Source organism: Marinobacter persicus (assembly GCF_900114155.1).
Taxonomy (GTDB): Bacteria; Pseudomonadota; Gammaproteobacteria; order Pseudomonadales; family Oleiphilaceae; genus Marinobacter; species Marinobacter persicus.
In genome coordinates, this window is record NZ_FOSC01000009.1 from 167,849 (window position 1) to 193,789 (window position 25,941).

At 57.1% G+C, this 25,941-nt stretch carries 20 protein-coding genes; 4 read left to right on the top strand and 16 right to left on the bottom strand.

All coding sequences use genetic code 11. From position 1 onward, the window contains the following. The first annotated feature begins 131 nt into the window (after positions 1-131). Positions 132-1,058, top strand: a complete 927-nt coding sequence (locus BMZ63_RS11420) for a GGDEF domain-containing protein (protein WP_091705664.1) — start codon at positions 132-134, stop codon at positions 1,056-1,058. 20 nt (positions 1,059-1,078) lie between these two features. Here the strand turns inward: BMZ63_RS11420 and rluB are convergent, their stop codons facing one another. The 13 genes from rluB to sdhC all read right to left on the bottom strand — a co-directional run bounded on the left by rluB (position 1,079) and on the right by sdhC (position 16,241). Continuing rightward, a complete protein-coding gene (gene rluB / locus BMZ63_RS11425) occupies positions 1,079-2,029 on the bottom strand; it encodes a 23S rRNA pseudouridine(2605) synthase RluB (RefSeq protein WP_091705615.1) in 951 nt (316 codons plus the stop codon). 36 nt (positions 2,030-2,065) lie between these two features. After that, positions 2,066-2,677 (bottom strand): SMC-Scp complex subunit ScpB, encoded by a 612-nt coding sequence (scpB, locus tag BMZ63_RS11430; RefSeq protein ID WP_091705617.1) that lies wholly within the window; start codon positions 2,675-2,677, stop codon positions 2,066-2,068. Positions 2,678-2,680: 3 nt separating this feature from the next. Further along, positions 2,681-3,520: a segregation and condensation protein A gene (locus BMZ63_RS11435; RefSeq protein WP_091705618.1), complete on the bottom strand. Its 840-nt coding sequence runs from the start codon at positions 3,518-3,520 to the stop codon at positions 2,681-2,683. Positions 3,521-3,548: 28 nt separating this feature from the next. Next, positions 3,549-4,763: a tryptophan--tRNA ligase gene (locus tag BMZ63_RS11440; protein WP_091705620.1), complete on the bottom strand. Its 1,215-nt coding sequence runs from the start codon at positions 4,761-4,763 to the stop codon at positions 3,549-3,551. A gap of 189 nt (positions 4,764-4,952) precedes the next feature. After that, positions 4,953-5,825, bottom strand: coding sequence for a succinate--CoA ligase subunit alpha (gene sucD / locus BMZ63_RS11445; protein ID WP_091705622.1), 873 nt, complete (start codon positions 5,823-5,825; stop codon positions 4,953-4,955). Beyond that, on the bottom strand, positions 5,825-6,991 hold the full coding sequence (gene sucC / locus BMZ63_RS11450; protein WP_091705623.1) for an ADP-forming succinate--CoA ligase subunit beta: 1,167 nt from the start codon (positions 6,989-6,991) through the stop codon (positions 5,825-5,827). The genes sucD and sucC overlap by 1 nt, the downstream gene beginning before the upstream one ends. A gap of 168 nt (positions 6,992-7,159) precedes the next feature. Further along, positions 7,160-8,602 (bottom strand): dihydrolipoyl dehydrogenase, encoded by a 1,443-nt coding sequence (lpdA, locus tag BMZ63_RS11455; RefSeq protein WP_091705625.1) that lies wholly within the window; start codon positions 8,600-8,602, stop codon positions 7,160-7,162. A 35-nt stretch (positions 8,603-8,637) separates the two neighbouring features. Next, positions 8,638-9,864 carry a 2-oxoglutarate dehydrogenase complex dihydrolipoyllysine-residue succinyltransferase gene (gene odhB, locus BMZ63_RS11460; protein ID WP_091705627.1) on the bottom strand — a complete coding sequence of 409 codons (1,227 nt, stop codon included), beginning with the start codon at positions 9,862-9,864 and terminating at the stop codon, positions 8,638-8,640. A gap of 25 nt (positions 9,865-9,889) precedes the next feature. After that, positions 9,890-12,724: a 2-oxoglutarate dehydrogenase E1 component gene (locus BMZ63_RS11465; RefSeq protein WP_091705629.1), complete on the bottom strand. Its 2,835-nt coding sequence runs from the start codon at positions 12,722-12,724 to the stop codon at positions 9,890-9,892. A gap of 309 nt (positions 12,725-13,033) precedes the next feature. Continuing rightward, positions 13,034-13,738, bottom strand: coding sequence for a succinate dehydrogenase iron-sulfur subunit (locus tag BMZ63_RS11470; RefSeq protein WP_091705631.1), 705 nt, complete (start codon positions 13,736-13,738; stop codon positions 13,034-13,036). Between the two features lie 14 nt (positions 13,739-13,752). Beyond that, complete coding sequence (gene sdhA / locus BMZ63_RS11475; protein ID WP_091705633.1) at positions 13,753-15,525, bottom strand: succinate dehydrogenase flavoprotein subunit; 1,773 nt, start codon at positions 15,523-15,525, stop codon at positions 13,753-13,755. Between the two features lie 3 nt (positions 15,526-15,528). Beyond that, entirely contained in the window at positions 15,529-15,873 is a 345-nt protein-coding gene (gene sdhD, locus BMZ63_RS11480) for a succinate dehydrogenase, hydrophobic membrane anchor protein (protein WP_091705635.1), read from the bottom strand. Then, positions 15,867-16,241, bottom strand: coding sequence for a succinate dehydrogenase, cytochrome b556 subunit (gene sdhC, locus BMZ63_RS11485; protein ID WP_091705636.1), 375 nt, complete (start codon positions 16,239-16,241; stop codon positions 15,867-15,869). The genes sdhD and sdhC overlap by 7 nt, the downstream gene beginning before the upstream one ends. Positions 16,242-16,681: 440 nt before the next feature. Between sdhC and gltA the strand changes: the two genes are divergently transcribed. Continuing rightward, the gene (gene gltA, locus BMZ63_RS11490) at positions 16,682-17,956 is read left to right on the top strand and encodes a citrate synthase (RefSeq protein ID WP_091705638.1); all 1,275 of its coding nucleotides are present in this window, start codon (positions 16,682-16,684) and stop codon (positions 17,954-17,956) included. A gap of 113 nt (positions 17,957-18,069) precedes the next feature. Beyond that, positions 18,070-18,939: an NAD(P)-dependent oxidoreductase gene (locus BMZ63_RS11495; protein WP_091705640.1), complete on the top strand. Its 870-nt coding sequence runs from the start codon at positions 18,070-18,072 to the stop codon at positions 18,937-18,939. 42 nt (positions 18,940-18,981) lie between these two features. Here the strand turns inward: BMZ63_RS11495 and topA are convergent, their stop codons facing one another. The 3 genes from topA to fadB form a co-directional block, all read right to left on the bottom strand. After that, a complete protein-coding gene (gene topA / locus BMZ63_RS11500) occupies positions 18,982-21,624 on the bottom strand; it encodes a type I DNA topoisomerase (RefSeq protein WP_091705641.1) in 2,643 nt (880 codons plus the stop codon). A gap of 212 nt (positions 21,625-21,836) precedes the next feature. After that, positions 21,837-23,012 carry an acetyl-CoA C-acyltransferase FadA gene (fadA, locus tag BMZ63_RS11505; RefSeq protein ID WP_091705643.1) on the bottom strand — a complete coding sequence of 392 codons (1,176 nt, stop codon included), beginning with the start codon at positions 23,010-23,012 and terminating at the stop codon, positions 21,837-21,839. A 33-nt stretch (positions 23,013-23,045) separates the two neighbouring features. Next, complete coding sequence (gene fadB, locus BMZ63_RS11510; RefSeq protein ID WP_091705644.1) at positions 23,046-25,193, bottom strand: fatty acid oxidation complex subunit alpha FadB; 2,148 nt, start codon at positions 25,191-25,193, stop codon at positions 23,046-23,048. Positions 25,194-25,410: 217 nt separating this feature from the next. On the opposite strand from fadB, the gene BMZ63_RS11515 reads away from it, so the two are divergent. After that, positions 25,411-25,842 carry a universal stress protein gene (locus tag BMZ63_RS11515; RefSeq protein ID WP_091705646.1) on the top strand — a complete coding sequence of 144 codons (432 nt, stop codon included), beginning with the start codon at positions 25,411-25,413 and terminating at the stop codon, positions 25,840-25,842. Positions 25,843-25,941 lie beyond the last annotated feature (99 nt).

Here is a 25,941-nt window from a genome sequence, read left to right on the forward strand (position 1 = left end):
AAACTTCATTCTGGATATACCTTAAAAAAGCAAAATAACCATCTGTTTTGTGGGACATTTTGTTTTCTGGCATTTTTTCTGCTTAAACCACAGCATCAACCAATTAATCAGCAACCAGAGTGAGTCGCGTTGTGAAAAATCTGACGTCAATTCAGTCTTCAACGTCGCGTCCGGCCCGTTTAGCGGCCCTGAAACAATCTTTCCAGGAATGGAGCAGTGCGCCGGATGCGCTCACTCGCCTGACCAGACGCCTGTCCACGACCCTGTGTCTGGAAACCCAGCTGGGGATGATTGCCGAGGAAGCCGTGGACATCATTCCCTTCGATGCCATGAACTACCGAAACCGGATTGCCCGCCAGGACTTCGTGTTCTCCAAGGGCGTGGGTGGTCCACACCGATGTGAATACCGTTTGTCGCTGGAGGGAAACTACTACGGCACCCTGAGTTTTCACCGCCGCCAGCGGTTCAGCGAGGAGGAAATGACCGGTTTCGAGATGCTGATTTCCGCGCTAATCTGCCCGTTGCGCAACGCCTGCCGCTTTATCGCCATCGAACAGGCGGCACTAACGGATTCGCTGACCGGCATCGGCAATAAACGCGCAATGGACGAGGCCCTTCAGCGGGCTGGCGCCCTGGCTGAGCGTCATGGCGCTCCCTGGAGCCTGATTCTGTGTGATCTGGATTATTTCAAGCGGATAAACGATACCTACGGCCATATCGTCGGTGACCACATTCTCACGCGTACCGCGGAACAGATAGACCGGTCCTTGCGCACCTCTGACAGCGTATACAGGTTCGGAGGGGAAGAGTTCGCGGTGCTGCTGCCCCACACCAGCAGCGGTGATGCCAAAGACGTGGCAGACCGTATTCGTCTGGCCATCGAAGGCCTGCGGGTAGACGCTGACGAAAGCCTGGTTTCTGTCAGCGCCAGCTGTGGTGTGGCGACCTATCTGCCGGGAGAGGACGTGGACCACTGGCTGGCACGGGCGGACGAAGCTTTGTATCGGGCCAAAGACCACGGGCGCAATTGCACCCGCGTGTTTGCCACCATCAACTGAGCCGCCGGGACAAACGCTGCTCAGGAGCGGCGTTTTGGCGGACGGGTGTCGCTGACCTGCCAGCTACCCCTGCCCGATTTCCTGGCGGACTTACCCGGACTTTTCCGACGCTGACGATCATGCACCGCCTGTTCTCCCGGTGTTTTTTGCGGGATGGCCACCGGCGACAGTCCCACGGTGCGGCTGAGGGTATCCACCGCTTTCTGGTCCAGCTCTTCCCACTTGCCCAGAGTCAGTCTGGATGGCAGGAAAATCGGCCCGTAACGAACGCGCTTCAGGCGACTGACCTTCACTCCCTGGGATTCCCACAGTCGACGAACCTCCCGGTTGCGACCTTCCATCAGAGTCACATGAAACCATTGGTTCATGCCCTTGCCACCAGCCGGTGTGATATCAGAGAAACTGGCGGTGCCGTCTTCCAGTAACACCCCGTCGAGCAGGCGCTGGATCATCGCCTCGTCCACTTCACCAAAGACCCTTACAGCGTATTCGCGGTCTATTTCGTTGGACGGGTGCATAAGACGGTTGGCCAACTCACCGTCTGTGGTGAACAACACCAGCCCGGTGGTGTTGATGTCCAGACGGCCAATGGCAATCCAGCGCTGATCTTTCAGGCGTGGCAGGCGGTCAAACACCGTGGGCCGGCCCTCCGGGTCTTTGCGGCTGGTCACTTCACCTTCTGGCTTGTTGTAGATCAGCACCCTGCGAACCACATCCCTGGCGGCACTGGTATCCAGCAGTTTGCCGTCCAGCTCAAAGCGATCTTCCGGGGAAGCCTTTTGTCCGGGCGAAGGAATCTCACCGTTCACCAACAGCCGGCCGGCAGCCATCCAGCCTTCAATTTCCCGGCGCGAACCGACGCCGGTCCTGGCCAGCAATTTTTGTATACGCTCCGGGCCGGCGGGTGCCGCTGACTCCTCGCGGCGAATGTGTTTTCCCGGGGCTTTTTTTCCGGGACCGGATGCCTTCATGGTCTGAATCCTTGTTGCTATCGGATGCCGGTGGCATCAATGAAGTGTTTTTTCGGAGGCATCAAATTCGATTTCCCCCTGCATGTTCTTTTCCATTTCCCGGCCAATCTCTTCCAGATCCCTTATCTCGGATAACGGCGGAAGCTCATCCAGGCCGGTCAGGTTGAAATAATCCAGAAACTGGCGCGTGGTGGCATACATGGCCGGTCTGCCCGGCACATCGCGATGGCCAACCACACGCACCCACTCTCGCTCAGACAGTGTGCGGATGATATTGCTGCTTACCGTAACACCACGTATTTCTTCAATTTCGCCACGGGTGATCGGTTGGCGATAGGCAATCAGCGCCAGGGTTTCCAGCAGGGCCCGTGAATACCGCTGGGGCTTTTCCTCGAACAACGTACGTACCCAGGGCGCAAACTCCTGGCGCACCTGCAGTCGATAGCCGCTGGCCACGTTTTTCAGTTCAAACCCCCGGTCCTCACAGGCATCGGCCAGCATCACCAGCACATGCTCCATGATTTGCCGGGTGGGCCGTTCATCTTCAGCAAAGGCATCGCGCAACTGGTCCACCGACAAGGGCTTGCCGGCTGCCAATAGCAGTGCCTCGACAATGGCTCGCAGCCTGAGCAGATGGTCTTCTTTCATGTTCTAGTCACTCGCGTTTGCTCTGGCGCGGATGTGGATGGGCGCAAAAACATCCGCCTGAACTATTTCTATCAGGCTTTCTTTCACCAGCTCCAGTGTTGCCAGGAAACTGACCACCACCCCCAGACGTCCCTCCTCGGGCGAAAACAGGCTTTCAAAGGTGAGGTAACGATCGCCCTGCAACAGGGACAGAATCTGAGACATGCGCTCACGGGTGGAAAGTTTTTCTTTCTCCACATGGTGGCTGGTAAAGAGATCGGCCCGCTGCAGCACTCCCTGCATGGCCAGTAACAACTCGCGCATGGCCACGTCCGGGTATGGCTGTGAACTGGGTAGTTGAGGCAACGCCGCAGAGCCGTAAAAGGTATCGCGGTCCATGCGCGGCAAGTCGTCGATGTCTTCGGCTGCCTGCTTGTACCGCTCATATTGCTGAAGGCGGCGGATCAATTCCGCTCTTGGATCAACTTCCTCGTCGTCCTCGGCTTCCTGACGCGGCAATAGCATGCGGGATTTAATTTCCGCCAGCGTGGCGGCCATAACCAGATATTCGGCGGCCAACTCGAACCGCATGGCTTCCACGGCGCTGATGTAATCCATGTACTGGCGGGTAATCTCGCTGACATCAATGTCCAGGATGTCCATGTTCTGGCGCCGGATGAGATACAACAGCAAATCCAGCGGACCCTCGAAGGTTTCCAGGAACACCGCCAGGGCATCGGGTGGTATGTAGAGATCCTTGGGAAGATCCACCAGCGGTTTGCCGGAGACCAGCGCCAGCGGGTTGTCCGGCTCCGCTGGCTGCTCTGGTTCACTGCCGCTGACTTCGGTGATCTCGTCCGTCATGCCCTCTCCTGGCGGCCCGCGCCCTGGTTTAACGGTAGCTCAGCCCCATCGCAGCACGAACCTCCTCAAGGGTGTCCCGGGCAGCGTCGCTGGCCTGTTCGCGGCCCTCCTGCAGGATCGAACGCACCAGGTCCGGATCACCTTCGTATTCACGGGCTCGTTCGTGCAGCGGCTTCTGCTCTTCGATGATGGCGTCGATCAAAGGTTTTTTGCAGTCCAGACAGCCGATACCGGCGCTGCGGCAACCGGTCTGCACCCACTGGCAGGTTGCCTCGTCTGAATAAACCTTGTGCATCCCCCAAACCGGACATTTTTCCGGCTCACCCGGGTCGGTTCGGCGAACACGCTGGGGGTCGGTCTGCATGGTGCGGATTTTTTGCGCCACACTGTCCGGTTCTTCACGCAGGCCGATGTAGTTATTGTAGGACTTGGACATTTTCTGCCCGTCCAGACCCGGCATTTTGGATTCCGGGGTCAACAAGGGTTGGGGTTCCGGAAGGATCACCTTGCCACCGCCCTCAATGTAACCGTAAAGGCGCTCGCGGTCGCCAATGGAGATGTTCTGCTGCTCCTTGAGCAAAGCCCGGGCTGTTTCCAGCGCCTCGGCGTCGCCCTCTTCCTGGTACCGTTTTTTCAGGTTGCGGTAGAGCTTGGCGTTTTTCTTGCCCATCTTGACGATGGCCGCCTCGGCCTGCTCTTCAAAATTCGGCTCACGGCCATAGATGTGATTGAATCGGCGGGCAATCTCCCGGGTAATTTCCACGTGGGATACCTGGTCCGCCCCCACCGGCACCTTGCCGGCACGGTACATCAGAATGTCAGCCGTCTGCAGCAACGGGTAACCAAGGAAACCGTAGGTTGCCAGGTCTTTTTCCCGGAGTTTTTCCTGCTGGTCCTTGTAGGTGGGAATGCGTTCCAGCCATCCCAGCGGCGTAATCATGGACAACAGCAGGTGCAACTCGGCGTGTTCGGGTACCTGCGACTGAATGAACATGGTGGCCGAGCCCGGATTCACGCCGGCGGCCAGCCAGTCAATGGCCATGTCCCACACGCTCTGCTCAATACCGGAGGGATCATCGTACTGGGTGGTCAAGGCATGCCAGTCGGCAATGAAGAAGAAGCACTCGTATTCGTGCTGGAGCTTTACCCAGTTTTTCAGCACACCGTGGTAGTGGCCGAGGTGAAGCTTGCCGGTCGGACGCATGCCGGACAAAACCCGTTGCTGGGGGTCGACTGAACTCAAAGCACGAACTCCTTCTTTGTGTTTTCGGAATTCCCGAAGCCTGGCGCGGGCGCGCCGTGTGCCGGGATGACCGGCCATTATAGTCTGAACGGGCGCCGGGGTTAAGCAATGGCCGAAAAACAGCGGGGATAAAGACACAAAAACCCCCGGAATCAGGGGATTCCGGGGGTTTTTAACGCCCTGGCAGATTTACCAGCCAGTGGCGTCTTTCAGGGCCTGACCAATTTCCGCCAGACTGCGCACGGTTTTGACCCCGGCGTCTTCCAGCGCGGCGAACTTATCATCCGCAGTGCCTTTACCACCGGAAATGATCGCGCCGGCGTGGCCCATACGTTTGCCCGGAGGTGCAGTGACCCCGGCAATGTAGGCGACCACCGGCTTGGTGACGTTCTGTTTGATGAACGCGGCCGCCTCCTCTTCCGCCGTGCCACCAATCTCACCGATCATCACGATGGCTTCGGTTTCCGGGTCTTCCTGAAGCATGGTCAGGATATCAATGAAATTCGACCCCGGAATCGGATCACCACCAATGCCAACGCAGGTGGACTGACCATAGCCGAAGTCCGTGGTCTGCTTGACCGCTTCATAGGTCAGCGTGCCCGAGCGGGACACAATACCCACTTTACCTTTCTTATGGATGTGGCCCGGCATGATACCGATCTTGCACTCATCCGGGGTAATCACACCCGGACAGTTCGGACCGATCATGCGCACTCCCTTCTGGTCCACATACTCCTTGGCGTACAGCATGTCGATGGTGGGAATGCCTTCGGTAATACAGATGATCAACTCGATGCCGGCATCCGCCGCTTCGATGATCGCGTCCTTACAGAAGGGTGCGGGCACATAGATAACCGAGGCTTGGGCACCGGTTTGGTCCACTGCATCGCGCACGGTATTGAACACCGGCAACCCCAGGTGTTCGGTGCCCCCCTTGCCCGGACTCACCCCACCAACCATTTTGGTGCCGTAAGCAATGGCCTGCTCTGAGTGGAAGGTGCCTTGCGCGCCGGTAAAGCCCTGGCAGATAACCTTGGTGTCTTTGTTGATCAGAATACTCATCACTTACCCCCTGCGGCTTTAACGACTTGCTGTGCGGCATCGGTCAGACTGGTTGCTGCCAGAATATTCAGGCCACTATCGGCGAGAACCCTGGTGCCCAGCTCCGCATTATTGCCCTCAAGGCGAACAACCACGGGCACTTCCACGCCCACTTCCTTGACCGCGCCAATGATGCCTTCAGCAATCATGTCGCAACGCACAATGCCGCCGAAGATATTGACCAGCACCGCCTTCACATTTTTATCAGACAGGATGATCTTGAACGCCTCGGATACCCGTTCCTTGGTGGCACCGCCACCCACATCCAGGAAGTTGGCCGGCTGGCCGCCGGACAGCTTGATAATATCCATGGTACCCATGGCCAGGCCGGCACCGTTGACCATACAGCCAATGTTACCTTCCAGAGCCACATAATTGAGTTCCCACTTGGCGGCTTCCGCTTCCCTCGGGTCTTCCTGGGAGGGATCGTGCATCTCGTGGATTTTTTTCTGGCGATACAGGGCATTGCTGTCGACCCCCACTTTCGAGTCGAGACAATGCAGGTCGCCTTGCTTGGTAATCACCAGCGGGTTGATTTCAACCAGGGCCAGATCACACTCTTCAAACAGTCTGGCGAGATTGACAAAAATCTTCGCGAACTGACCAATCTGCTTGCCTTCAAGCCCAAGCTTGAAAGCCAGTTCCCTGCCCTGGTACGGCTGCGCGCCCACCAGCGGATCGATTTCCGCTTTGAGGATTTTTTCGGGGGTTTCCTCGGCAACTTTCTCGATCTCCACACCGCCTTCGGTAGAGGCCATGAACACAATCCGTCGACTGCCGCGATCCACGACAGCACCCAGATACAGTTCCTTATCGATATCACTGACCGCTTCCACCAGAATCTTGCTGACCGGCTGACCGTTTTCATCGGTCTGGTAGGTCACCAGGTTGCGGCCCAACCAGTATTCGGCAAACTCGCGGATTTCCTCTTTACTCTTGACCAGCTTGACGCCGCCGGCCTTGCCGCGACCACCGGCATGCACCTGGGCCTTGACGACCCAGCTGTCGCCGCCGATTTGGCTCACGGCTTCCACGGCTTCTTTCGGGGTATCACAGGCAACGCCCTCGGATACCGGCAAGCCATATTTGGCAAACAGATGTTTGCCCTGATATTCGTGCAGATTCATAGTCTTGTCCCGTTTGTTGTTGCTAGAGGAAAGCCCTGGTTGCCAGAGAAACACTCTGTCTGGAACTGACAATTTAGAGGCCAAAACGCGGAAGCTCAAGGAGCCCGGTCAATTCCAGCCCCGTAAACGACAACGGGGCGCATGATGCGCCCCGTTGTTTACTGCCATTTACTTCTTCTTGCGCCGGTTGGCGATGTGAATCGCCCCACCGCTGACCGCCAGGGCGGCCTCGTGAACCGACTCGGACAGCGTCGGGTGCGCAAAGCAGGTCAGCGCCAGGTCTTCGGCGCTGGAGCCGAACTCCATGGCGATCACGCCCTGAGCGACAATCTCGGATGCCTGCGGCCCAACAGCGTGGAAGCCAAGAATCCGATCGGTTTTGGCATCGGCGATGATCTTGATCATGCCCGCTGTGGCGTTCGCTGCCATGGCACGACCGTTGGCGGCAAACGGGAAGGTACCCACGTTGTACTCTTCACCCTCGGCCTTCAGCTCTTCCTCGGTTTTGCCAACCCAGGCCACTTCCGGAGAGGTGTAGATCACGTTCGGGATGCAATCGTAGTTCACCTGCGGCTTGTGGCCAGCGATGCGCTCGGCAACCATCACACCCTCTTCAGATGCCTTGTGGGCCAGCATCGGGCCGCGTACCACGTCACCGATTGCCCAAACGCCCGGCGCTTCGGTCTTACAGGTGTCATCGACAAAGATAAAGCCGCGCTCGTCCATCTTCACGCCGGAATCTTCAGCGATGGCGCCATCGGTAAACGGACGACGACCTACGGCAACGATCAGCTTGTCGAACTGAGCTTCCTGCTTGCCGTTGGCGTCTTCATAGGTGACGTTGACCTGGTTCTTTTTAACTTCAGCACCGGTCATGCGGGCGCCCAAAACGATGTTCAGGCCCTGCTTCTCGAACTGCTTCTTGGCATCCTTGGCGATCTGCTGATCCACCACCGGCAGGAACTTGTCCTGGGCTTCGATCACAGTCACTTCAGAACCCAGACGGGCCCAGACACTGCCCAGTTCCAGGCCGATAACGCCGGCACCGATCACGCCCAAGCGCTTCGGTACTTCTTCAAATTCCAGCGCGCCTTCGGAATCGACAATATGCTCGCCATCGAACGGTGCGGGCGGGATCTCGATCGGCTTGGAGCCGGTGGCGATGATCACGTTGTCACCTTCGTAGGTCTTGGTGTTGCCGTCTTTGTCGGTCACCTCAACCTTGTGGTTCGCCAGCAGCTTGCCGTGGCCGTGGATGGAAGTCACGCCATTGGCCTTGAACAGACCGGCGATACCGCCGGTCAGCTGCTTAACGATGCCGAGCTTGCGCTCCTGCATCTTGGCAACGTTGATTTCCACGTCCTTGGCCAGAATACCCATGGACTCATAGTCGTGGCTGGCTTCCTCGAACTTGTGGGTCACTTCCAGCAGCGCCTTGGACGGAATACAACCGACGTTCAGGCAGGTACCACCAAGCACCTGGCTTTTGCCGTCTTTGCTGGTCCAGGACTCAACACAGGCGGTTTTCAGGCCTTGCTGAGCCGCCTTGATGGCCGCTACGTAACCGCCGGGGCCGGCGCCGATGACGATAACGTCAAACTTGTCAGACATAATTTATCCTGTTCTCTGATTCGTGGAATGTCGGTTTATACGTCCAGCAGGATACGCGCCGGATCTTCGAGCATTTCTTTGATTGCAACCAGGAACTGTACTGCTTCCTTGCCATCGATCATACGGTGATCGTATGACAGTGCCAGGTACATCATCGGCAGAACTTCCACCTGACCGTTCACCGCCATCGGGCGCTCCTGGATCTTGTGCATGCCCAGGATTGCGGTCTGCGGCGGGTTCAGGATCGGCGTGGAGATCAGGGAACCGAAAATACCACCGTTGGTGATGGTGAAGGTGCCGCCGGTCATGTCTTCGATGCCCAGCTTGCCGCCCTTGGCTTTGGTACCGTAATCAACAATGGTTTTCTCGATATCGGCCAGCCCCATGGAATCCACATCACGGAGAACCGGAACAACCAGGCCACGGTCGGTGGAAACGGCAACGCCGATATCCTGATAGCCGTGATACACCATGTCGTTGCCGTCGATGGAGGCGTTCACTGCCGGGAAACGCTTCAGCGCTTCGGTGGCGGCTTTGGCGAAGAACGACATGAAGCCGAGTTTCACGTCGTGGCGCTTCAGGAAGCTGTCTTTATACTGGCTGCGCAGATCCATGATTGGCTTCATGTTGACTTCGTTGAACGTAGTCAGCATGGCCGCAGTCTGCTGAGCATCCACCAAACGCTTGGCGATGCTGGCGCGCAGACGGGTCATCGGAACACGCTTCTCCGGGCGCTCGCCCTGAGCTACGTCCACCTTCGGCATTTCGGCCGGCTTGGACGCACTGCTGTCAGCAGCCGGCTTGTTGCTGATGTGGTTCTGCACGTCTTCCTTGGTCACACGGCCATCTTTACCGGTGCCTTTAACGGCGGACGGATCAACGTCGTTTTCTTCGGCCAGCTTGCGAGCTGCCGGGCTCAGAATCGCGTCGCCGGAGCTCGCCTCTTCTTTCTTCGGCTCTTCCGCTTTCTCTTCCGCCTTGTCTTCGGACTTGCTTTCCTCGGCCGGCTTGGATTCGCCAGCGGCGCCTTCCTTGAACTTGCCGATCACTTCGCCGCTTTCCACGACGTCGTCTTCATTCTTGATAATTTCTTCAATTACGCCGTCAGCCGGCGCAACCACTTCAAGAACCACCTTGTCGGTTTCGATGTCGACGATCAGCTCGTCGCGCTCACAGGCTTCGCCCGGCTGCTTGTGCCAGGTCGCAACGGTGCCTTCGGCAACCGACTCAGGGAAAACGGGGGCTTTAATCTCAATAGACATTACAAATCCTTAATTCGGTAGCTCATCAGAGTTCAAACGCATCGTTAACCAACTGCTTCTGCTCTTCAATGTGAACAGACATGTGTCCACACGCAGGCGCGGCAGAGGCCTTACGACCGGCATACTGAAGTTTCAGCTTCGGATTCAAACGATCCAGAACGTGATGCATGTGATGCTGGCTCGGATACCACGCGCCCTGGTTCATCGGCTCTTCCTGACACCAGATCGCGGTCTTCAGGTTCGGGTACTCGACCAGGATCTCGTACAGATCGTCTTCCGGGAACGGGTACAGCTGCTCGATACGAACAATGGCGGTGTCTTCACGCTCGTCCGCCTTTTTCTTCTCCAGAAGATCGTAGTACACCTTGCCAGAACACATGATCAGGCGGGTGACTTTCTTCGGATCAGACAACTGCTTTTCACGCAGCACGGTCTTGAATGTGCCGGTGGTCAGATCGTCCAGATCGGAAATTGCTTCCTTGTGACGCAACAGGCTCTTGGGCGTGATCGCGATCAGCGGCTTGCGCAGCGGACGCTTCACCTGACGGCGCAGCATGTGGAACACCTGCGACGGTGTGGTGGGTACGCACACCTGAATGTTGTGCTCCGCACACAGCTGCAGGAAGCGCTCCAGACGGGCGGAACTGTGTTCCGGACCCTGGCCTTCGTAGCCGTGCGGCAACAGCAGAGTCAGACCACACAGACGACCCCATTTGTGTTCGCCACTGGTCAGGAACTGGTCAATAACCACCTGGGCACCGTTGGCAAAGTCACCGAACTGGGCTTCCCAGATGACCAGGCTGTTGGGCGAGGTACCTGCATAACCGTACTCGTAGGCGACCACCGCTTCTTCGGACAGGTACGAGTCGTAAATGTCGAAGCGAGGCTGGTCCTCTGCCAGTTCTTTCAAGGTGATGTGGGTGGAACCGTCCTTCTGGTTATGGAGCACCGCATGACGGTGAGAGAAGGTACCGCGACCCACATCCTGACCGGTAATACGCACGGGATGGCCTTCATTCAGCAAGGTCGCGTAGGCCATCATTTCCCCGTAGCCCCAGTTCAGGGCCAGGGCACCGGCCGTCATCTTCTCGCGGTCTTTGACAATCTTGGACACCTGGCGCTGGATGCTGAAGCCTTCCGGCAACTGGGTCATTTTCTTGCCCAGCTCCTGAATGGTTTTCAGCGGTACGCTGGTCTGGCACTCGGCGGTCCACTCGTGGCCCAGGTACGGGGTCCAGTCCACATAAAGATCCGTGTTTGGCTCTTTGACCAGCGACTGAACCACGTGCTCGCCGTTATCCAGCGCGTCGCGATAGGCGTTTTCCATTTTCTTGGATTCGTCTTCACTGATCACACCTTCGGCGATCAGTCGCTCGGCGTACTGGGTACGGGTGGTCTTGAGCTTGCGGATCTTGTCGTACATCAGCGGCTGAGTGGCCGCTGGTTCGTCTGCCTCGTTATGGCCACGACGACGGTAGCAAACCAGATCGATCACCACATCACGATGGAACTCTTTACGATAGTCCATCGCCAGACGGGTGACGAACATCACTGCTTCAGGGTCGTCCGCATTAACGTGCAGGATCGGCGCCTGAACCATTTTTGCGATGTCGGTGCAGTACTCGGTAGAACGCGCGTCTTCTTTCTTGTGGGTGGTGAAGCCCACCTGGTTGTTGATCACGATGTGGATCGTGCCACCAATACCGAAGCCGCGGGTCTCGGAACCCTGGAAGGTTTCCATGACCACGCCCTGTCCTGCAAACGCCGCATCACCGTGCATCACGATGGGCACAACCTGATCACCCGTGGTGTCACCACGGCGATCCTGACGGGCGCGAACGGAACCTTCAACCACCGGAGAGACAATCTCCAGATGTGACGGGTTAAACAGCATGGCCAGGTGCACTTCACCACCCGGGGTCATGACGTTGGAGGAGAAGCCCTGATGGTATTTCACGTCACCGGAGCCGTAATCGGCCAGCTTCTTGCCTTCAAACTCGTCAAACAGTTCTCTGGGGCTCTTGCCCAGTGTATTCACCAGCACGTTCAGGCGACCACGGTGGGCCATGCCCAGAACGATTTCCTTGGCACCATAGGAACCGGCACGCTGGATGAGTTCATCCAGGCACGGAATCAGGCTTTCACCACCTTCCAGACCAAAACGCTTCACACCCGGATAACGGGAACCCAGGTACTTCTCCAGACCTTCAGCAGCAACCAGACGCTCCAGAATATGCTTGCGGGTTTCCGCCTCGTACTCGGGGCTGGAACGAACCGGCTCCATGCGCTGCTGGAACCAGCGCTTGATGCGGGTATCCACAATGTGCATGTATTCGGCGCCGACTTTCTCACAGTAGGTCTTGCGCAGACCTTCAACGATGTCGGCCAGCTTCATGGTTTCCGAACCAAAGTTCAGGGAACCGGTCTGGAACTCGAGGTCCATATCCGGGCCGCTCAGCTCGTGAAAGCGCGGATCAAGATCTTCCACGGGCTGACGCTGCCAGACACCCAGAGGGTCCAGTTTGGACTCCTGGTGGCCGCGGAACCGGAAGGCGTTAATCAGCTGCAATACACGGATCTGTTTCTTGTCAGCAGCGGACGTGGCATTGGCAGGCACGCCACCGCTGAGAAAACGCTGATTGCGGGAGATATGTTCGAACTGTTCACGAATAACAGAATGCGCTACGTCAACGCCGCCCTTGCCATCGACACTGGGCAGTTGATCAAAGTAGCTGCGCCACTCTTCGGGAATCGAGTTCGGGTCAGTCAGGTAGGTTTCAAAAAGCTGTTCAACATAGGCCAGATTCCCACCCTGCAAATGGGAGGTCTGCCATAATTGCTCCATGATGCTTTCGTGCATTTGAATAGCTCACCTTGGGCTGGTGCGGGGGAGTCGGCATGATCAGGTTGCGGCCGATCACAGTCAATACGGGTTTTTACAGCATGACTATGACCACCGTTCCTGCCAAGGAAGTGGTCCGTCCCCTGTGATTTTTTATCAGCAACACTGCCCGGGGCCCGTGAGAGCCTCCAAACAGCGGGTTTGATTCTGCACCCCCATTATACCAATGCCTATAAGCCATTGGTTGAAGGCCCCGCATATAGCGAGGCCTTCAAAGGGGTCGTCTGCCGGCCTTGGCCGGCAAGACTGTTCGCAACTATCGCCCGATCAGGTCGCCCGCTGCAGCAGCAGGTTCCGGATATGGCCGATGGCACGGGTCGGGTTCAGACCCTTGGGACAAACACTAACACAGTTCATGATGCCGCGGCAGCGGAAAACGCTGAACGGATCGTCCAGGTTTGCCAGACGCTCAGGCTGGGCCGTGTCCCGGCTATCTGCCAGGAAACGGTACGCCTGCAGCAGGCCGGCCGGACCAATGAACTTGTCCGGGTTCCACCAGAAAGACGGACAGGAGGTGGAGCAGCACGCACACAGAATACACTCGTACAGACCGTCCAGCTTTTCCCGGTCTTCCGGGCTTTGCAGGCGCTCGATGGCCGGTGCCGGCGTATCGTTGATCAGGTACGGAGTGACCTTTTCGTACTGGCGGTAGAACAGGTTCATATCCACCACCAGGTCACGAATCACCGGCAGGCCCGGCAGCGGACGCAGAACAATCTTGTTGTTCTTGGCCACTTCGGATACCGGGGTGATGCACGCCAGACCGTTCTTGCCGTTCATGTTCATGCCGTCGGAGCCACAAACACCTTCACGGCAGGAACGACGATAGGCCATTGACGGATCTTTTTCCTTGATGAGGTTCAGCACATCAAGCACCATCAGATCCTTGCCTTCCGGAATGTCGACCTCTACGTCCTGCATGTAAGGGGCGTTATCAGTTTCCGGGTTGTAGCGATAAAGGCTTACCAACATCTTCTCTATCCCCCTTAGTAAGTCCGCACTTTCGGCTCGAAGGTCGGCACAGTCTTCGGCGCGAAGTTCACGTCACGCTTGCCAACGCGCTTGTCGAGCGGGAAGTACATGGAGTGCTTCAGCCAGTTCTCGTCATCACGCTCGGTGAAGTCGTTACGGGCATGAGCACCACGGCTTTCTTTACGCTCGGCGGCGGAAATCGCGGTCGCCAGGGCCACCTCGTACAGGTTGTCCAGCTCCAGCGCTTCGATGCGGGCGGTGTTGAAGGCACTGCTGGTGTCGGCCAGCTTGGTGTTGCGAACACGCTCACCAATGGCTTCCAGCTTCTTGAGGCCTTCTTCCATGCTCTTGCCGTCGCGGAATACGCCGAAGTACAGCTGCATGCACGCCTGCAGGTCCTTGCGAACCTCAGCCACGCTCTCGCCTTCTTTGGCGCTGTCCAGACGATCCAGACGGGCCATGGCTTTTTTGATGTCTTCCTCGGAAGCGTCATCCACTTCGAAGCCACCACGCAGCTGCTCTTCAATGTGCAGACCAGCCGCACGACCGAAGACCACCAGATCCAGCAGGGAGTTACCGCCCAGACGGTTGGCGCCGTGCACGGATACACAGGCCGCCTCACCACAGGCAAACAGACCCGGAATCGGCTGATCGTTGCCGTTTTCGTCCTGGGTCAGGGCCTGGCCACCCACGTTGGTCGGAATACCGCCCATCATGTAGTGACAGGTCGGCACAACCGGAATCGGCTCTTTCACCGGATCCACGTGTGCGAAGGTGCGCGACAGTTCACAGATACCCGGCAGACGCAGGTTCAGGGTTTCTTCACCCAGGTGATCCAGCTTCAGCAGTACGTGATCCTTCTCCGGGCCACAACCACGGCCTTCCAGGATCTCGATAACCATGGAGCGGGCCACAACGTCACGACCGGCCAGATCTTTGGCATTCGGCGCGTAACGCTCCATGAAACGCTCGCCTTCGGAGTTGATCAGGTAACCACCCTCACCCCGACAGCCTTCGGTTACCAGCGTGCCGGCACCGTGGATACCGGTCGGGTGGAACTGCCACATTTCCATGTCCTGAACCGGGAAGCCGGCGCGCAGCGCCATGCCGATACCGTCACCGGTGTTGATCAGGGCATTGGTGGTGGACGCGTAAATACGGCCTGCACCACCGGTGGCCAGAACCGTGGCCTTGGATTTGATGTAGCAAACGTCGCCGGTTTCGATTTCGATGGCGACAACACCAACCACTTCGCCTTTACCGTTCTTGACCAGATCGACGGCGTACCACTCGTTCAGGAACGAGGTGCCACCTTTCAGGTTTGCCTGATACAGGGTGTGCAGCAGTGCATGACCGGTGCGGTCAGCGGCGGCACAGGTACGGGCAGCCTGAGTGGGGTTGTCCGGGCCTTTGGACTGGCCACCGAACGGGCGCTGGTAGATACGGCCCTGCTCGGTACGGGAGAAAGGCAAGCCCATGTGCTCGAGCTCGAAGACAGCCTGGGGGCCTACGGAACACATGTACTCGATGGCGTCCTGGTCACCGATGTAGTCGGAACCCTTGACGGTGTCGTACATGTGCCAGCGCCAATCGTCGTTCGGGTCAGCACTGGCGATCGCACAGGTAATACCACCCTGGGCGGACACGGTGTGCGAACGAGTCGGAAAAACCTTGGTGATACATGCAGTATTGACGCCTGATTCGGTCAGCTGCAGAGCGGCACGCATACCGGCACCGCCGCCACCGATAACAATCGCGTCGTAAGACATGGTTTTGATGTTAGCCATCTATTAAAGCCCCCAAAGAATCTGAATGCCCCAGATCAGGTACACGAACATCACGAGACCACACAAAGCCTGCACCAGAAAACGCGGCAGAGTAGCTTTGATGTAATCGGTGGTGACTGTCCAGAGACCTACCCATGCGTGCGCGCCCAGAGAAAGAAGCGCCAGCAGAGTGAAAATCCGGAACCAGGTCTGATCAAACATTGCGTTCCAGGATTCATAGTTCACGTCAGTGAACAACATGAACGCCAGAAGGAACAATGTGTATGCGGCGAGTACGTAGGCAGTGACCCGCTGGATCATCCAATCAAATACGCCACTGCGACCGAGGTTAGTTACGCTGCTTACCATACCCAGACTCCTGCCAGAAGGATGAGAATTACTGAAACCACAACGGTGATTTTGGCGGCGGCTCGGCCACTTTGCAGCTCTTCACCGATGCCCATATCCATGAGCAGGTGCTTGATACCCGCAACCAGGTGGTAAAGCAGAGCAGACAAAATGCCCCAGGTGATCAGCTTGGCAAGGAAGCTGTCCAGCAGTTCACTTACCCGATTGAAGCCACTTTCTCCTGTCAGGGAGAGCTCCAGACCGTACAACAGGAACGCAACACCAACGAAAACGATGATGCCACTGATCCGGTGCAGGATCGAAGTGATGGCTGGCAGCGGGAAATGGAACTTGCCGAGATCGAGATTTACTGGTCGTTTGCTATTCACAGCGCTCTCACACTCTCTTTTGGTTCCGCGGGGCCAAGTATGGCTGCGGATGGTTGATATGTTTGTTTCGGTGAATCGATACGTAACCGATAACCGATCGGTTCAGGAGGGCGGATGATGGTTCATCCCCGATTCCGGGCTCAGGATTATAAGGAGTACCCCTTACGATTACAAACCGGTAAAATGGCGACACTGGCCGGACAGGGGTCTACCAAACCCTCTTTTCGGAGTATTGACAAACCGTCATTCGCAGTAAAAGCCCCATAATGAGGGGTATCACTGATTTACTTATCTAGTAAAATTTGCAGATTTTCTGGCGCTTCCATTGACAAAAAAAGATGAAGCCCTATATTTTGCCTCCGGAATTGTGAAAATACGCGCATTTCTGGCGCATCAACAAATGCAGAAAAGCTGCTTCAGCTAATCAACAGGAGAGCACCATGACCGACAGGAAAGCCACGCTCTCGGTGGGTGATAAGTCCATTGAGCTTCCGGTTTATTCTGGCACCATCGGCCCTGACGTTATCGACGTTCGCAGCCTGGTACAGGAAGGCGTCTTCACTTACGACCCTGGTTTTGTTTCCACAGCAGCGTGCGAGTCTGCCATTACCTACATCGATGGTAATCAGGGCGTGTTGTTGCACCGTGGTTATCCGATCAACCAGCTGGCAGAAAACTCTGACTTCCTGGAAGTCTGCTACCTGCTGCTGAACGGCGAACTGCCTACCGATGCCCAGCTCGAAGAGTACAAGGCAACCATCAAGAACCACAGCATGCTGCACGACCAGATGCGCAACTTCTTTAACGGCTTCCGCCGTGACGCGCATCCGATGGCAATCATGTGCGGCGTGGTTGGCGCACTGTCTGCGTTCTATCACGACCAGATGGACATCACCAACCCCAAGCAGCGTGAAATCACCGGCCATCGCCTGATTGCCAAGATGCCCACCATCGCAGCCTGGTGTTACAAGTACTCCGTTGGCCAGCCGTTCATGTACCCGCGTAATGATCTGTCCTACGCCGAGAACTTCCTGTACATGATGTTCGGTACCCCGTGCGAGGAGTACAAGCCGAACCCGATCCTGGCCAAGGCCATGGACAAGATCTTTATCCTCCACGCCGATCACGAGCAGAACGCCTCTACCTCCACTGTTCGCCTGGCTGGCTCCACCGGCGCCAACCCGTACGCGTGTATCGCATCCGGTATCGCAGCCCTGTGGGGCCCGGCCCACGGCGGTGCCAACGAAGCGGTTCTGGACATGCTCGCCGAGATCGGTGACGAGTCCGAAATCGAGCGCTTCATCGAGAAAGCCAAGGACAAGAACGATCCGTTCCGTCTGATGGGCTTCGGTCACCGTGTCTACAAGAACTTCGATCCGCGCGCCAAAGTCATGCGTGAAACCGCGCACGAAGTTCTGAAAGAACTGGGCATGGAAGACGATCCGCAGTTGAAGATCGCCCAGCGTCTGGAGCAAATCGCCCTGGAAGACGACTACTTCGTAGAGCGCAAGCTGTACCCGAACGTCGACTTCTACTCAGGCATCATCCTGAAGGCGATCGGCATTCCGACCTCCATGTTTACCGTGATCTTCGCACTGTCGCGCACCATCGGCTGGTTCTCTCACTGGAACGAAATGAACTCCGGTGCCAACCGTATCGGTCGTCCGCGTCAGCTGTACACCGGTCACACCGAGCGCGACTATCCGAAGAAGTAAATTCGCTTTTTCGATCGCGTAATAAAAAAGCCGCTGTTTTCAGCGGCTTTTTTCGTATTATGGCACCAGCAATCCTCAGCCTTTAAAAGGGGACGCTGCAAAGGAGCGACTATATGGCCAATATCACGTTCATCGGTCTGGGCATCATGGGCTACCCCATGGCTGGCCATCTGGCAAACGGGGGCCACCGGGTGACCGTCTGGAACCGGACCCAAGGCAAGGCACAGCAATGGGCGGCCGAATATCCCGGCGTTGCTGCCGACACCCTGAAAAAGGCCGTCAATCAAGCAGACTGGGTTGTAACCTGCGTGGGCGCCGACAAAGACCTGGAGGCGGTCTATCTCGGTGATGACGGCATTATCAGCAATACACCCGCCGGCGCCACTCTGGTCGACCACACCACTGCCTCCGCCGGCGTTGCAGAGCAACTGGCCCGAGCGGCCGCCGAACGCGGCCAGGCTTTTCTCGACGCGCCCGTGTCTGGCGGCCAGCAAGGCGCTGAAAAGGGTCAGCTGACGATCATGTGCGGCGGCGAACAGAGGGTATTCGACAAGGCCTGCGAGATCCTGGGGTGCTACGCCCGCGCTATCAACCTGATGGGGCCGGCCGGCAGCGGCCAGAAAGCCAAGATGGTGAATCAGATTGCCGTCGCCGGCCTGGTCCAGGGCTTGTCAGAAGCCCTGCATTTTGCCGAGCAGGCCAATCTGGATGTGCGGAAAGTGGTGGATGTGATTTCCAAGGGAGCGGCGCAATCCTGGCAGATGGAAAACCGCTCCAGCACCATGATCGCCGGCGAGTTCAACCACGGTTTTGCCGTGGACTGGATGCGCAAGGACCTGGGCATCTGCCTGGACGAGGCCCGCCGCAACGGCGCCAAATTACCTGTTACCGCCCTGGTGGATCAGTTCTATGGGGATGTGCAGGATATGGGCGGCAACCGCTGGGATACCTCCGCCCTCATCCAAAGGCTTCGTAAAAACTGATTTTCAGCCACGGAACCCATATATGGGTTCCGTGGCCAAAAATCACTTTTTCTTTTTGTCGTGCGGCACCCAGCGGCCGCTCTCGTACCACGCCGACCAGCCAGTCGCCTTGCCGTCTTGCTCCGACATCACGTACTGCTGCTTGAACTTCCGGCTGTAGCGGATCACCGTCGGGTTGCCTTCCGGATCTTTTTCCGGAGCGTCCATCAGGTAATCGTATTTCGGATCGATTTCCTTGCGGTGCGGCTTAATCTCCATTACCAGCGGTGGCCGGGTCTCCCGGTTCTTCGGGAACTTACTGGCCGCCAGGAACAGCCCGGAAGCACCGTCACGCAGCACATAGGTGTCGTCCACCTTCTGGCACTGCAGCTCGGGCATGGGCACCGGGTCCATCTTGGGTGGCGCCGGTTCACCATTTTTCAACAGCTTGCGGGTATTTTTACATTCAGTATTGGTACAACCGAAATACTTGCCGAAACGGCCGGTTTTCAACTGCATCTCTGAGCCGCACTTGTCGCACTCCAGGGTCGGGCCATCGTAACCCTTGATGCGGAAGCTGCCCTCTTCCACCTCATAGCCGGAGCAGTCCGGGTTGTTACCGCACACATGCAGCTTGCGTTTCTCATCAATCAGGTAGCTGTCCATGGCGGTGCCGCATTTCGGGCAGCGGCGCTTCTTGCGCAACAGGCGGGTTTCACCCTCGCCTTCCACGTCTTCATCCGCGCTCACCACCTCGTCGCCGGGAATCAGGTTGATCGTGGTCTTGCAGCGCTCCTTTGGTGGCAATGAGTAGCCGGAGCAGCCCAGGAATACGCCGGTACTGGCCACCCGTATCTGCATGTGCCGACCGCATGACGGGCAAGGTATGTCCGTCCCGGTGGGCGTATTGGCGCGCATGCCGCCGTCGGGCTTTTCCGCCTCCTCCAATTGCTTGCGGAAACGGGCATAAAAATCGTTCAGGACTTTCTTCCAGTCCACTTCGCCTTCAGCAATTTCATCCAGCTCGTCTTCCAGGCGAGCGGTAAAATCGTAATCCATCAGATTTGAGAAGGATTCCGCCAGCCGTTCAGTGACAATCTCACCCATTTTCTCGGCATAGAACCGGCGGTTCTGAAGCTTCACATAGCCGCGATCCTGAATGGTGGAGATAATGGAAGCGTAGGTGGAGGGCCGGCCAATGCCCTGTTTTTCCAGCTCCTTAACCAGGCTCGCCTCGGTGTAACGCGGTGCCGGCTTGGTGAAGTGCTGGCTCGGATCCAGCTTTTTCAGGTCCAGCGGATCACCCACCTGGATATCCGGCAAAGCCACGTCTTCTTCTTTCTTGGACGATTGCGGAGCAGCCTTCAGGAAACCTTCAAACTTGATGATTCGGCCACGGGTACGCAACTCGTAGTCGCCATTGGCCACGACAATGGACGTGCTCAGGAATTCGGCGTCCGCCATCTGACAGGCGATGAACTGGCGCCAGATCAATTCGTACAGCTTCTCGGCGTCTTTCTCCAGCCCCTTGATGTCTGTCGGGCGACGGCTGACATCGGTAGGCCGAATGGCTTCGTGGGCTTCCTGGGCGCCTTCCCGGCTGCCATAAACACGCGGGGCCTCCGGCAGATACCGATCACCGAACTGTTTCTGGACGAACTCCCGACAACTGCTGATCGCATCCTGGCTCAGGTTGGTGGAATCGGTACGCATGTAGGTAATGAAACCGGCCTCATACAAACGCTGGGCCAGCATCATGGTCTTCTTCACGCTGAACCCCATGCGGTTACTGGCCGCCTGCTGCAGGGTCGAGGTGATGAATGGTGCTGACGGGCGGGATCTTGTCGGCTTGTCTTCGCGCTTGGCAACCTCAAAGCCACCCTCTTTCAGGCGCGCAACATGTTCATTGCTCTGGCTTTCATTGTTGGGGCGGTAGGTCTTTCCGTCGTAACGGGTAACCTCAAACCTTACCGGATCTTTTGCGGATTTCGGCGCCAGATCCGCGTGCAACTGCCAGAACTCTTCCGGCACGAAGGCGCGGATTTCCCGTTCACGTTCGACAATCAGGCGCACGGCAACGGATTGAACCCGGCCGGCCGACAGGCCACGGGCAATTTTGGCCCACAACAGGGGTGACACCATGTAGCCCACCACCCGATCAAGAAAACGCCGGGCCTGTTGCGCATTAACGCGATTGCCATCCAGATTGCCGGGGTCCTCGAAAGCCTCCTGAATGGCGCGTTTGGTAATCTCGTTAAACACAACCCGTCGGTATTTCTCGGGCTCGCCACCAATGGTTTCCTGGAGGTGCCAGGCTATGGCCTCCCCCTCCCGGTCCAAATCCGTTGCCAGATAGATGTGGTCGGCATTCTTGGCCAGGCGCTTGAGCTCACTGACCACTTTTTCCTTGCCGGGCAGTATTTCGTAATGGGCGTCCCAGTCGTGATCCGGATCGACCCCCATGCGCGCCACCAGCTGTTCCCGGGCCTTGCGCTTTTTGTGCTCGGCCTTCTCTTCCGGGTTCATCTTGCGGGTGATGGCAGCCTGCCGGGCCCGTTCTTTCGGGTCTGACTTGGAGCCGCTGCCGCTGACCGGCAAATCACGGATGTGGCCGACGCTGGACTTCACAATATAGTCCGAGCCCAGGTACTTGTTGATGGTCTTCGCTTTCGCTGGCGACTCGACAATAACGAGACTTTTACCCATAACGGAAATCTGTATCCTTGGCGATCAATCGGTTAACGATTGGATAAACCGTAAACTCGTATAAAAATCAGGCAAATGGAAAACGCAGTATTGCCATTGTATGTTGCTCCACTGTTTTACAGGGTCAGCATTTGCAAGACAACCCTGTAAACGAAAAAAGCCCGGCGAATCGCCGGGCTTGATCGGTAAACGTGAAATCACGCGGGTGGCGTTTACACACGTTCCCAGACGGTGGCAATGCCCTGCCCCAGGCCGATACACATGGTGGAAACACCCAGGGTACCGCCACGGGACTGCATAACGTTCAGCAGTGTGGTGGAGATGCGGGCCCCCGAGCAACCCAGCGGATGCCCAAGCGCAATCGCACCGCCGTTCAGGTTGACCTTCTCGTCCATCACATTCAGCAGTTTGAGGTCTTTGAGAACCGGCAACGACTGACCGGCAAACGCCTCATTCAGCTCCCAGTAATCGATATCCTCCAGCTTCAGGCCGGCACGCTTGAGCGCTTTCTTGGTCGCTGGTACCGGGCCGTAGCCCATGATGGCAGGATCACAACCGGCGACCGCCATGCTGCGCACCCTGGCAATCGGCGTCAGGCCCAGGGCCTGGGCTCGCTCAGCGGACATAATCACCATGGCGGAAGCACCGTCGGTGAGCTGCGATGACGTACCCGCGGTAACCGTGCCATTTTTCGGGTCAAAGGCCGGCTTCAGCTGCGACAGGGACTCCACCGTGGTTTCCGGGCGGATGGTTTCATCTTCCTCGATCAGTTTCACATACCCGTTGTCGTCGTGGCCCTGGACCGGCACGATTTCATCTTTAAACCGGCCCTCCACGGTGGCCTCATGGGCCAGGCGATGGGAACGGGCACCGAATTCGTCCTGCTGCTCCCGGGTGATGCCATGCATTTTCGCCAGCATTTCCGCGGTCAGCCCCATCATGTTGGAAGCCTTGGCAGAGTACTTGGAAGCCGCCGGATTGTGGTCAAACCCGTCGGTCATGGGAATGTGGCCCATATGCTCCACACCGCCAACCACGAAGACCTCGCCATTGCCGGTCATGATGGACTGGGCGGCACTGTGAATGGCGGTCATGGAGGAGCCACACAGGCGGTTGATGGTCTGTGCCGCCGATTCATGGGGAATGCGGGTCAACAGTGACATCTGGCGGGCAATGTTAAAGCCCTGCTCTTTGGTCTGGTTAACACAGCCCCAGATCACATCCTCCACTTCCTTGGGATCAAGCTGCGGATTGCGGTCAAACAGGGCTTCGACCAGTGTTGCCGACAGGGTTTCCGCGCGCACGTTGCGAAAGCAACCATTCTTGGCGCGACCCATCGGAGTCCGTACGCAATCGACGACGACAACGTCTCTCGGATTAAGGCTCATAGATCTTTCTCCGTTCGGAAATCTCGTTCAGGGTTAACCAAAGAATGTTTCGCCATTCTTGGCCATGTCACGCAGCTTGTCGGTCGGGTGGTAAAGTGCCCCGAGGTCTGCGTATTTGTCTGCCAGTTCAACGAATTTGTCGACACCCATGTCGTCGATATAACGCAGGGCGCCACCGCGGAACGGAGGGAAACCAATGCCGTAGATCAGACCCATGTCGGCATCCGCCGGGTCCTCGACAATGCCATCTTCCAGGCAGCGGACGGTCTCCAGGCACAGCGGAATCATCATTCGGGCGATGATGTCCTCTTCGTCGAACTCTTTCTTGCCCTGAACCACAGGTTCAAGCAGTTTGTAGGTTTCCTCGTCAACCACCTTCTTCTGCTTGCCTTTTTTGTCCAATTCATACTTGTAAAAACCGACGTCGTTTTTCTGACCGTAGCGGTTGTTCTCGAACATCACATCGATGGCGGTCTGGCCGTCATGCTTCATGCGATCCGGAAACCCTTCGGCCATGACTTCGCCGGCGTGTTTGCCGGTGTCCATGCCAACCACATCAAGCAGGTAAGCAGGTCCCATGGGCCAGCCGAACTTTTCCATCACCTTGTCGACGTGTTGGAAATCGGCACCGTCGCGCACCAGACCGATAAAGCCGCCGAAATACGGGAACAGTACGCGGTTTACCAGAAAGCCCGGGCAATCGTTCACCACAATCGGGGTTTTACCCATGGCCTTGGCGTAAGCAACCGTGGTGGCGATAGCACGGTCCGACGTTTTTTCGCCCCGGATAACTTCCACCAACGGCATCATGTGCACCGGGTTGAAAAAGTGCATGCCACAGAAGTTTTCCGGACGCTTCAGGTTCGCCGCCAGTTTGTTGATGGAGATGGTCGATGTATTGGAGGTCAGGATGGTGTCGTCACGCACCGCGTCTTCAGTTTCCCGAAGAACCGCATCTTTTACCTTCGGATTTTCAACCACCGCCTCAACAACCAGGTCTACATTTTTGAAATCACCGTAATTGAGGGTCGGCGTGATCTGGTTGAGCACATCCGCCATCTGGCCGGCGTCCATCTTGCCCTTGTCGACCCGTTTGACCAGTTGCTTCTTGGCTTCTTTCAGACCCAGATTGATGCCATCCTGATTAATGTCTTTCATCAGGATAGGCGTGCCTTTCAGCGCTGACTGATAGGCAACGCCGCCACCCATGATGCCGGCACCGAGAACCGCCGCCAGATTCACCTTCGAGGCTTCTTTTTCCCAGGCACTGGCTTTCTTTTTCAGCGCCTGGTCGTTCAGGAACAGGCCGACAAGACAAGCCGCCACATTGGTCTTGGCCATTTTGGCGAAGCCCTTGGCTTCCACTTCAATGGCTTTGTCACGGGTCATGCCGGCGTGTTTCTGCATGGTCTTGATCGCTTCCACCGGCGCCGGATAATTCTTGCCGGCCTTGCCGGCCACGAACGCCTTGGAAATCTCGAACGCCATCATGCTTTCCATGGCGTTGAGCTTGATCTTGCCCTTCTTCTCTTCCCGGCGAGCCTGGTTGTCCAGCTTACCGTCGTTGCACTGGTTGATGATGGCTACGGCGGCTTCCAGCAGCTTGTCGGCTTCGACTACCGAGTCAACGGCGCCAACCTTGAACGCGGCGTCGGCGCGGTTTTCAGTGCCACCGGCAATCCATTCCACGGCATTATCCACGCCCACGAGGCGGGACAGGCGAACGGTGCCGCCAAAGCCCGGGAAAATGCCCAGCTTTACTTCCGGCAGGCCAATTTTGGCTTTGGTTGCCATGACCCGGTAATCGGTGGACAAGGCCAGCTCGCAACCACCGCCCAGGGCGATACCGTTGATCGCGGTGACTGTCGGGAAAGGCAGGTCTTCAATATCATTAAAGATGTCATTGGCTTTTTTGGTGCTGGCGATAATATCTTCTTCCGGACCCGCAAAAAGCCCGGTGAATTCGGTGATATCGGCACCGACAATAAAGCTGTCCTTGGAGCTGGTGATTACCAGTCCCTTGAGGTCGCTTCGGGCAGCGAGTGCGTCGGTGGCCTCGCGCAGTTCTTCGAGCGTTTGGCGATTGAGCTTGTTGACCGACTCGCCCTGCAAGTCGAAATCCAGCCGGGCAATCGCGCCGTCGATCTCTTTAACCGTGATGGCTTTACCTTCGTAAATCATCAACTGATCTCCAGTTTGTGTTTGGTACTGTCCGATCCTGCTATGCTGATTCATACACTCGTTTGAATCGTGAATGACACGATGAAAAAAAAGCAGGCGTTTGTCAATTTGTTTCTGCAAGAACTTTTATTACGCTTTCAGGCCGGTCAGAATGCTTTTCTCTCTGCCGTCACGGTACTATTCTAGGAATATTTCCGAAACACAAAGGAGTTACACAATGTCCACCTATAAAAAAATGCTGGTCGCCATCGATCTGACCGAAGAGGCGCCGCAGGTTCTGAACAAGGCAAAGGCCCTGGCGGAGTCCCAGAACGCCGAGCTGATGCTGGTTCATGTGGTAGAACCGGTGGGCTACGCCTATGGCGGTGATATTCCCATGGACCTGAGCGAGCTGCAGGACCAGTTGGACAAGGCTGCCCGGGAGCAGCTGGCGAAATACGGTGAGGAGTATGGTATCGAGGTCGCCAACCAGGTGGTGACCGTGGGGCGCCCTGAATCAGAGGTGCACCGGCTGGTAAAGGAGCACCAGGTGGATCTGGTGGTGGTCGGCAGCCATGGCCGCAAGGGCTTCCAGTTGCTGCTGGGCTCGACCGCCAACGGTGTTCTGCACGGCACCGAGTGTGACGTACTGGCGATTCGTATTCACTGATCCGAATCGGGATAGGGGGGAACCAATAGGTTCCGCCCCTCCCACACCACCCGGCATGCGGGTCCGCACCGGGCGGTTCGAGAAGTTGAGGTTTCACGA